The organism is Sporosarcina beigongshangi, assembly GCF_033485195.1.
Taxonomy (GTDB): Bacteria; Bacillota; Bacilli; order Bacillales_A; family Planococcaceae; genus Sporosarcina; species Sporosarcina beigongshangi.
In genome coordinates this window covers 18,953-29,300 of sequence record NZ_JAWLIR010000047.1, presented here as the reverse complement: position 1 = coordinate 29,300, position 10,348 = coordinate 18,953, and the positions used below count along the sequence as shown (strand labels likewise).

Sequence of the window (10,348 nt, the reverse complement as noted above, 5' to 3'; positions counted from 1 at the left end):
GATTCTTCGTCAACTAGGTGGACAAGAATTGCCACGTGTAATCTGGACACCACAGGCACTCATTGATGCAACAAACGTAGATACACCAGCTGAAGAAATTATTAATTGGACAGAGCCGGTATTGGCTAAGTAATGATAATCAATTACGCCTTGACGTAATTGCGTCCAGATTTTGAATTGAGCTTATCTAAGTGCCTTAATTTCTGCAAAAAACGCAGAAATACGGCAAATCAAACCCTTTGCTGTTCGATTCTCAATTAACTCCTTTCAAAATCTGTGACATCCGCCGGAGGCTTTGTCTTCGTTCAGCGGGGTTCTTCCGCTGAACGAAGACAAATTATTCCTATAGTCGAATCGAATCGATTCGGCTATAGTCTTTAAAAAGGGGAATGATTATGGGAAAACAAACGGAGAGCATTGTTAGTTTTCGGAACATTTCAAAAGTGTATCCTGGCGTAAAAGCCTTAGATGAAGTGAGCTTCGAGATAAAACAGGGCGAGATTCATGCGCTTTTAGGCGAAAATGGGGCAGGTAAATCAACATTGTTAAATACACTTCATGGTGTAAATAATGAGTACGAGGGTACGGTGGAAATTCGTGGCGTAGCTGTGTCCTATAAAAACGCCAATGATGCCATCAAAGATGGTATTTCTAAAATTCACCAGGAGGTAAGTTTAATTCCCGAATTGACTGTGGGACAAAATATTACCTTAGGCTTTGAACCTAAAAAAGGAATGTTTATTGATTATAAAAAGCTTCATAAAGAAGCAAATGAAATTCTGACGAGAATGAGATGCCGGTTTAAAAGTGAAGATCTTGCAGGGACGCTAAGTACAGGAGAAATGCAAATGATTGCGATTGCGAAAGGGCTTTACCATAATGCCCAAGTAATATCGTTTGATGAGCCGACTGCTGCACTTACAAACCAAGAGGTTGACACGCTTTTTTCAATTATCGAAGATCTAAAAAGCAACGGTATTACCATTTTATATGTCAGTCATCGCTTGGATGAGGTATTCCAAATTTGTGACCGTGCAACTGTCCTTCGTGATGGTAAGCATATCGAAACCTTTGATATAAAGGACGTAACACGAGAACAATTGATCAAGAAAATGGTCGGACGAGATGTATCAGCTTACGCAGTTAGAACGAAAGCATCAGCGATTTCCGAAGAAAATGTACTAGAGGTAGAAAACTTAACTGTAAATGGCGTTTTTGAAGATATTAATTTTCATCTGAAGAAAGGTGAAATATTAGGGATCGCCGGTCTAGTCGGATCTAAAAGGACAGATGTCGTTCGAACGATTTTTGGTGCTACGAGGAAAACTGGAGGAACGATTAAAGTAAACGGCAAGCTCGTGGATATAAAGTCTCCAGAACAAGGTGTAAAACTAGGAATCGGTTTGGTTCCGGAAAATAGAAAAACACAAGGGTTCATTAAGTATTTTGATAATGCTAATAATGTAGGCCTTTCAAAAATGAAGAAGTTCACGAAGTTTGGCCTATTAAATCATAAACGCGTCACTGAAAACTGCAACTACTATGCGGAGGAAATTAATTTAAGACCTAAAGATCCTCTATACATGACTGTGAACCTAAGCGGGGGGAACCAGCAAAAGGTTGTCATCGCCAAGTGGCTGTCCTCTGATGCGGAGATATTGATATTAGATGAGCCGACTAAAGGCGTTGACGTAGGCGCTAAGGCGGAAATCTACCGTGTGCTGGAGGAATTGATTGAAATGGGTAAATCGATTATTGTCGTTTCCTCTGAATTACCGGAGGTTTTGGGACTCAGTGATCGAATTATCGTCATGCGAGAAGGAAAACAAGTAAAAGAATTTAAAAATAACGATCTAACTGAAGAGGATATTCTTCAGTATGCAATGGGGGTAGACAAAGATGTTGAAAATGAAAGGGCATAGTAGAGAATTTGGCTTAGTTGCTGCAATATTGATAATGGTCATTGTCTTTTCGATCATAGAGCCAGTCTATTTAAGCACAGGAAATTTGCTAGACATTATGGACCAAAGTGTTATCAATGGATTGCTCGCTCTCGGTATCACTTTTGCGATTGTTACGGGTGGGATTGACCTGTCTATCGGTTCGATCTTTGCCATTGTCATTGTAGTGGTGGGGGATTTGTTAGTAAGAGGCGTAGATCCTATCTTTGCCATTGTTTGTGGGATTGTATTAGGCTTTTTACTAGGCTTATTCAATGGAATGTTAATCGCAAAACTTAAGCTTCAACCATTTATCGCGACACTCGGTACAATGAGTGCCTACAGAGGGATTGCTTATGTTATAACGGGTGGTTGGCCAGTACTTAATATTCCGGATGGTTTTAGAGGAATCTTTAACACTAAGGTTTTTGGAACAATTCCATTTTCGATCTTCGTATTGATTGGTTTTGCCATCGTAGGTCATATCATCTTGAAGTACACAAAACTAGGTACTTATATTTATTCGATTGGTGGTAATGAGGAAGCTACCCTTCTGTCAGGCGTAAATGTAAATAAAGCCAAAATGATGGCTTATGCTATATCTGGGGCGGGAGCTGCCTTAGCTGGAATGGTGTTATTGGCTCGTTTAGGATCTGGAGAGCCGGCAGCAGGTCAATCCTATGAATTAAATGCGATTGCTGCAGCAGCAATCGGGGGAGCAAGTTTAGCAGGTGGAAGAGGTAGTATGATTGGGACATTACTAGGCGCCATTCTGTTGTCCACGCTCAAAGTAGGATTGGTTGTTGTAGGTGTAGATACTTTTTGGCAGTATATTGCCACAGGTGCTATAATTGTCATAGCTGCCTATTTTGAAGTCATACAAGATAAGCTTAAAAACTTTAAATTTAATAAAAAGAAGATGGCCGGAGAGGGAGGCAGCTAATCATGAATAAAGAAGCAGTTACAGTGATTGGCAGCATTAATTACGATTTTTTCTTAAAACAGCAACGACTCCCTGTAATTGGTGAAACATTTTCTGCCGACAGTGTAACCTTTGGTCACGGAGGAAAAGGAGCAAACCAGGCAGTACAATGTGCAAAGCTCGGCTTGGAAACGTACTTGGTTGGAAAAGTAGGGAATGACAACTTTGGTAGTGAGATGTTAGAGAGTATGGCTAGATACGGTTTGAATGTGGATTATGTAACACTAGCCAATACGAATACGGGACTTGGTATCGTAAATACGCTTGCAGATGGTCGCGTCAGTGCAACGATTGCAAAGGGCGCCAACTATAGCATGACGTGCGAGGATATCGATAAAGCCGAGTCCTTATTTGAAAAAAGTAAACTAATCATTTTGCAGTTGGAAATACCGAAGGAAGTCGTGGAATACGCAATTCAGACTGCTAAAAAGCATGATTGTACAATTATTTTAAATGCTGCACCAGCAAGTCCAGTAGACGAAAAGTATTTAAGAATGGTTGATTATTTTGTTGTCAATGAAACAGAAGCTAGCTATTATGCTAGAGAAAATGTGACGACAATTGAAGAAGCCGAACAGGTTTGCGAGCAGCTCTTCGAATATGCGAATCGTTTATTAATCATAACACTAGGGGAAAAAGGGAGTTTGCTATATGATGGACAGAAAAAGTACTTCTTTCCTTCAAAAAAAGTGAATGCAATCGAAACCACAGGTGCGGGAGATTCGTATATTGGTGCATTGGCTTACACGATCATACATGAAATGTCTTATAATGAGATGGGTGATTTTGCCTCGTTGGTTAGCTCAAAGACGGTGACGAAAATTGGTGCACAAGAAGCAATGCCAACTCTACAAGATCTATAAATTTAACGAGATATTGAGGTCGTAGACATGATTCCTTTCGTGAGACGAGAAAAAATAATGGATGAATTAGAAAATAAAAAAATTATGTACATAGAGGATTTATTGGTGATACTTGATGGTGTATCGGAATCCACTATTCGAAGAGATTTGAAAATGCTCGAAGATCAAAATTACATTACACTTTTGCACGGAGGCGCTGTTAAACTAAAGCTAGATTCTTATGAAATACCTGTAGGCGCTAAGAAATTGCTGTATAAAGAGGATAAAGAAAAAATAGCTAAGTTTGCCGCATCTTTAGTAGAGGATGAAGAGGTTATTTATATTGATTCGGGTACGACCTGTTCAGCAATGGTGAAATACATTAAAGCAACGGGTGTAAGAGTGATTACTTCAAATATACAAGTTTTAAATGAGATGAATGGAAAGAATATAGCAAGCTGTATTATTGTTGGTGGAGAAGTTAACCGGAATCTGGATTCGATTGTAGGTCCATTAACAGATGAAACATTAAGAAATTTACATTTTGATAAAGCATTCCTAGGCATAAGTGGTTTTGGTATTGATATAGGCTTTAATACTCCAGACTTTCGTGAAGCGAGCAAAAAAAGTATCGTAAATCCCAATTCCCAAAAATGCTTTGTTTTAGCTGACAGTTCAAAGTTTAATAAAAGTACTTTAGTGAAAGCATTCGGGATTCATGAAAGTACACTAATTACCAACAAAGTCATCCCGCAACTCGATGGTGTCATTGAGTACTTGGTTGCGGATTAACTGTTTGCATGTCATTCCGAATCATTGATTAAATGCTTGTCCTCAACTGCGCTCATGCTGTAATGCGCTGGGGACAGGTGTTTTTTTGTTTGTGGGAATTATTCCAGTTCCTTATCACGCAACCATAAAGTTGCTTATGCTTGACAAGCAACTTTATGGTTGCCTATAATCAATGTATGAATGAGGACAAAGACGCAATCTTTAAAGCACTTGGCGATTCGACACGGCGACTTATACTAGACGAACTATCCGAACGCAACGAGCTAACGCTCTATGAACTTACGATACGTCTCATTACGAAGCACAACCTCTCTATCTCGCGACAGGCGATCGCAAAACATCTTGCTACCTTGGAAGATGCAGGGCTCGTACAATCAAAACGAAAAGGGAAATATCGAGTTCTTACATTTAACAACGAGCCACTTAAAAATTTGTTGAAAGGGTGGATCGAATAACTTTTTCAAAATACTTCTGACGAACGTATGGATTTCTTTGCTTGGAACCAGATTGTTAGCAGAGTACCATACGTCGCAATTATCGAAGGAGGAAAAAATAGCATGAAAATTATTGTTACTAGTATTTTCGTTGAAGATCAAGACAAGGCATTGGCGTTTTATACAGATACGCTTGGCTTTGTAAAAAAGCATGACGTTCCCACCGGGGAATTTAGGTGGATAGCCCTTGTTTCTCCTGATGATCAAGGCGGTACCGAGCTTTTGCTCGAACCGAATAACCATCCAGCGGCCAAAGAATATCAAAAGAAAATATTTGCCGAAGGCGTCCCAGCAACAATGTTTGGCGTTGCAGATATTCACAAAGAGTACAAACGATTAGTGGAAAAAGGCGTGAAGTTTACGATAGAGCCGACAGAAATGGGCGAAGTCACATTGGCTGTTTTCGATGATACATGTGGCAACTTTATTCAAATTGCGCAAAGTAAACATTATGAGGAATGACCTAGTTTTTAAACGGTTTTATAGGTGAGTTTTAAGTTTGATGAAGTGTTTTTTTCTCGAAAATTAAATAACCTAATGTTAACCTTGTCCTGATTTTAGGACGGGGTTATACATGTTTAAACTATAAAATTATTGCCATCTTACAATTGCTAACGTTCTCCATACTACTTTGCTTATAAGAGGCTTCCTTAGTAAGTCATCAGCCAGTAGTATATGCTAAGATGTAATTAATATTGGGAATAAATATACTTTATTACGAGGAGACATATTATGAAAGTAAAACTAGAAGATGTTGCGAAGGTAGCGGGGGTATCCCCGACGACTGTATCTCGGGTGTTGAATAATCGAGGCTATATTAGTGAGCGGACGAAAGAAAAAGTGGAGAACGCTATTAAGGAACTGAATTATTACCCGAATGACGTTGCAAGGTCTTTATTCAAAAAGAGAACAAATTTCATAGGGTTAATATTACCGACTGTCAGTAATCCTTTTTTTGGCGAATTGGCATTATATATCGAGAACGTTTGCTCTTCATTGGGCTTTAAAATTATTCTTTGTAATAGTAATGGGCAGCTTGAAAAAGAAAAAGCTTACGCGACAATGCTTATTCGACATCAAGTAGATGGCATCATTGTTTGTTCGTATAACCGGGGAATCGATACATATAAGTATCCCAAGCTACCTATTGTTGCGATTGATCATTACTTGGCACCAACGATACCCGTGGTAGGTTCTGATAACTATGCGGGTGGAAAATTGGCTGTCCAGCATTTAATAGATCGAGGGTGTAAATCGATCATTCATATCAATGGTCCCCTTGAATTAGAAACACCAGCTCAATTTAGGAGGAAAGCCTATGAGGATTTAGTGGAAAATCCAATTACATATGAAATTACAAAAGCATTAGATCATGAAGAATCCATTGAGATAATGAGAAGTATTTTTACAGAGTACCCTGAAACGGACGGCATATTTGCAAGTGACGATATGATTGCCGCATCCTGTTTGCGGATTGCAAAAGAATTGGGCATACATGTACCCAACCAATTAAAGGTTGTCGGATATGATGGTACTACAACAGTCATGCATCTATTGCCTCAATTAACGACGATTCAACAACCGATTGAGGAAATTGCTAAAACAGCTGTGAAAAAATTAATGGATATGATTGATAACTCTGAACTCTCGGGTCCATATGAAACGACATTGCCTGTTCAACTGCTAATCAATGAGACAACCTAATTTTTTTGAGATTAGGTTTTTTTAAAATTATTTTATGTCAAGCGGTTGACATATGAAAGTGGCTGACATATTATTAACTCACAAATCAAAAAACAGTAAAGGGGGCTATGCATAGAAATGACCACTGAGACAAAAACAAACGTACCTCATAAGAAACAAAGTTTGTTACGGTATATGATTCAAAACTACACGCTGTATTTATTTTTGGCCCCAGCGATTATTTTGACAATCATCTTTAAGTATATTCCGATGTACGGATCTATTATTGCCTTTAAAGATTTCAGTCCTATGAAAGGAATATGGGGAAGTGATTGGGTAGGATTTGAACATTTCACAAATTTTTTAACGTCACCCAACTTCGGAGACATTTTTATGAATACGCTTAAACTAAGTGTCTACGGCTTAGTGTTAGGGTTTCCAGTACCTATTATTCTGGCGTTAATGTTAAATCAAGTGAAACGAGCATCTATTAAGAAAAATATTCAACTCATTCTGTATGCCCCGAATTTTATCTCGGTCGTTGTCATTACAGGGATGCTGTTCATCTTCTTATCACCAATGGGACCCATTAATACGGTTTTATCGTTTTTCATGGATAAGCCGATTTCGTTCATGTCTGACCCAGATGCGTTTATATCGATCTATATTCTTTCGGGTATTTGGCAGGGGGCAGGTTGGGCTTCTATCATTTATGTGGCAGCGCTTGCAAATGTGGATCCCCAGCTCCATGACGCAGCAACCATTGACGGGGCTTCGCTATTACAAAGAGTGCGACATATCGATCTTCCAACGTTAAAACCGATGATGGCTGTGCTATTCATCCTTGCAGCAGGTGGAATCATGGGCATTGGATTTGAGAAAGCCTATTTGATGCAAACGGCTATGAATATACCAACATCTGAAATTATTGCAACCTATGTTTACAAAGTAGGGCTTCAAGCTGGAGACTATGCGTACTCATCAGCAGTTGGATTATTTAACTCTATTATCAATGTGATTTTACTTGTTTTCGTGAACTATGTAGTTAAAAAACTTAATGAAGGTGAAGGTCTTTATTAAAAGGAGGCGCGAGATAGGAATATGAATTATTCAAAACGAGATCAATTGCTACTAACGATAAATAAATTCGTTTTAATTATTGCTACATTGCTCATTCTGTTGCCGTTGCTCTATGTCTTGTTAGCCTCATTTTTAGATCCTAACGTCTTGCTGAGCAAAGGCATATCATTCAATCCGGACGATTGGAGTGTGCAAGGCTATGTGAAAATTTTGCAAAACGAAGCAATTATTAGAGGGTTCTTTTACTCGATTCTGTATTCAGTCGGATTTGCTGTTGTGACAGTTGTTGTTTCTATATTCGCTGCCTATCCACTATCTGTTGAAGGGTTTAGAGGAACGAAAGTCATTATGATTTTCTTCCTTATCACGATGTTTTTCAGTGGTGGTTTAATCCCAACGTATTTAGTGGTCAAGGATCTAGGGATGTTAAATAGCATATGGGCTATTATTTTGCCAGGTGCGATTAGTGTCTGGAATATTATCTTGGCTAGAACGTATTTCAAAGCCATTCCTAAGGAACTCCAAGAAGCGGCAAAAGTCGACGGGGCATCTGATTTACTTATATTCTTCAAGATTATTTTACCGCTATCTAAACCGATTATTTTTGTTCTTGCATTATATGCCTTTGTAGGCCAATGGAATTCGTATTTTGACGCAATGATTTACCTAGAAGATGCCAAATTACATCCATTGCAGTTAGTGCTACGTTCGATTCTTATCCAAAACGAGGTACAGCCTGGCATGATTGGCGATCAGCTTGCCATGGCAGAGTTGAAAAAAATGTCGGAAATGATTAAATACTCATCTATTATTCTTTCTAGTTTACCTCTGATCATTATGTATCCTTTCTTCCAGAAGTATTTTGAAAAAGGCGTAATGGTTGGTTCAATAAAATAAAAAAATGGGGGTTTTAGTATGAAGAAGGGCAACAAAGCACTAGCAGCTTTACTCGTTACGGGGTTATTATTTGCGGGATGTAGCAAGGATAGTGGCACGTCATCTGAGGCGTATGAGCTAAAAAATATTACCTTTCCATTGGAAGAAGCAGTGAGCTTAAAGTTCATGACCCAAAGCTCGCCTTTGGCACCGACAGATCCGAATGACAAGTTAATTTACAAACGATTAGCAGAAAAAACGGGTGTCAATATTGAATGGAAAAACTATACGACGGATTCATTCATTGAAAAGAGAAATTTGGCGGTTGCGAGTGGTGATTTGCCAGACGCTATTTTAGACGCTGTTTACAGTGATTATGATCTTCAAAAGTTAGGGAAGGACGGTACGATTATTCCCGTGGAAGATCTGATCGACCAGTATATGCCGAATTTGCAAAAGGTACTAGAAGCAAAACCGGAATATAGGTCTATGATTACAGCAACAGATGGCCATATATACGCATTTCCTTGGATTGAAGAGTTAGGTGCTGGGAAAGAAAATATTCACTCCATCGATACATTCCCTTGGATTAACGTAGAGTGGCTCAACAATTTAGGATTGGATATGCCAACGAATGTAGAAGAGCTAAAAGAGGTGTTACTAGCTTTCAAAAATGACGATCCAAATGGTAATGGTCAGGCTGATGAAATTCCACTTTCCTTCATCATTAACCACGGCGGGGAGGATTTTGCATTTTTATTCAATCCATTCGGCTTAGGCGACAACTGGGATCACACAGTCGTATCCAATGAAGGTGAAGTTATCTTTACAGCAGCGGACGAAGGTTATCGTGATGCCATGATGTATTTTGCTGACCTATATAAAAACAATCTTATTGATGAAGAGGCTTTCGAACAAGACTTCAATACGTATGTGGCTAAAGGGAAAGACGAGAAATACGGTTTATACTTCACGTGGGATAAAGCCAATATTAGTGGCGACAACGATAAATATGAGCTAATGCCCCCACTTGCTGATGCTGAAGGTAATATTCATGTTGCACGTACAAACGGCATGGGCTTTGACCGCGGGAAAATGGTTATTACAAGTGCTAACCAAAACTTAGAGTTAACGGCTAAATGGATTGACCAGCTTTATGATCCTGTGCAATCTGTGCAAAATAACTGGGGAACTTATGGAGATACAGAGCAACAAAACATCTTTGAGTATGACGAAAGCGCAAATATGCTGAAGCACCTTGCACTAGAAGGAACGGCACCAGCTGAACTACGACAAAAAACAAATATTGGTGGACCATTAGCTATTCTGGATGAATATTATGGCGTAGCTACGACAAAACCAGATGATGCAGTAGAGCGACTAAATCAAATGAAGGAAGTCATGTCACCACATATGTATGCTGACAATATTTATCCGAAAGTGTTTTTCTCCCTGGATGAATTAAAAGAGCTTTCAAGCATCGAAACAGACCTATTCGCTTATGTGCATAGAAAACGTGCAGAGTGGATTAAAACTGGAAAAGCTGAAGAAGAGTGGGGCGAGTATTTAGAAGAGCTAGATCGATTGAAATTTCCTACATGGCTACAAATTAAACAGGATGGTTATGACAGGAATTCAAACTAACAGAGGAGGAAATAG

General features: G+C 39.0%; 10 protein-coding genes. All 10 read left to right on the top strand.

The window, feature by feature from the left end; all coding sequences use genetic code 11:
• Nucleotides 1–395: 395 nt before the first annotated feature.
• The 10 genes from R2B77_RS16065 (at nt 396) to R2B77_RS16020 (ending at nt 10,333) form a co-directional block, all read left to right on the top strand.
• The gene (locus R2B77_RS16065; protein ID WP_203249097.1) at nt 396–1,922 is read left to right on the top strand and encodes a sugar ABC transporter ATP-binding protein; all 1,527 of its coding nucleotides are present in this window, start codon (nt 396–398) and stop codon (nt 1,920–1,922) included.
• Complete coding sequence (locus tag R2B77_RS16060; RefSeq protein ID WP_203249096.1) at nt 1,900–2,883, top strand: ABC transporter permease; 984 nt, start codon at nt 1,900–1,902, stop codon at nt 2,881–2,883. Before R2B77_RS16065 ends, R2B77_RS16060 begins: the two co-directional genes overlap by 23 nt.
• Before the next feature lie 2 nt (nt 2,884–2,885).
• Nucleotides 2,886–3,785 (top strand): ribokinase, encoded by a 900-nt coding sequence (locus R2B77_RS16055; RefSeq protein ID WP_203249095.1) that lies wholly within the window; start codon nt 2,886–2,888, stop codon nt 3,783–3,785.
• Between the two features lie 27 nt (nt 3,786–3,812).
• Nucleotides 3,813–4,556 (top strand): DeoR/GlpR family DNA-binding transcription regulator, encoded by a 744-nt coding sequence (locus tag R2B77_RS16050; RefSeq protein ID WP_212391928.1) that lies wholly within the window; start codon nt 3,813–3,815, stop codon nt 4,554–4,556.
• A 176-nt stretch (nt 4,557–4,732) separates the two neighbouring features.
• Nucleotides 4,733–5,011, top strand: a complete 279-nt coding sequence (locus R2B77_RS16045) for an ArsR/SmtB family transcription factor (protein ID WP_203249103.1) — start codon at nt 4,733–4,735, stop codon at nt 5,009–5,011.
• Between the two features lie 102 nt (nt 5,012–5,113).
• The gene (locus tag R2B77_RS16040) at nt 5,114–5,512 is read left to right on the top strand and encodes a VOC family protein (protein ID WP_203249093.1); all 399 of its coding nucleotides are present in this window, start codon (nt 5,114–5,116) and stop codon (nt 5,510–5,512) included.
• A 270-nt stretch (nt 5,513–5,782) separates the two neighbouring features.
• Entirely contained in the window at nt 5,783–6,754 is a 972-nt protein-coding gene (locus R2B77_RS16035; protein WP_203249092.1) for a LacI family DNA-binding transcriptional regulator, read from the top strand.
• A 117-nt stretch (nt 6,755–6,871) separates the two neighbouring features.
• Nucleotides 6,872–7,813: an ABC transporter permease gene (locus R2B77_RS16030; protein WP_203249091.1), complete on the top strand. Its 942-nt coding sequence runs from the start codon at nt 6,872–6,874 to the stop codon at nt 7,811–7,813.
• Between the two features lie 21 nt (nt 7,814–7,834).
• A complete protein-coding gene (locus tag R2B77_RS16025; RefSeq protein WP_203249090.1) occupies nt 7,835–8,710 on the top strand; it encodes a carbohydrate ABC transporter permease in 876 nt (291 codons plus the stop codon).
• 18 nt (nt 8,711–8,728) lie between these two features.
• Complete coding sequence (locus R2B77_RS16020) at nt 8,729–10,333, top strand: extracellular solute-binding protein (protein WP_203249089.1); 1,605 nt, start codon at nt 8,729–8,731, stop codon at nt 10,331–10,333.
• The last annotated feature ends 15 nt before the right edge of the window (nt 10,334–10,348 follow it).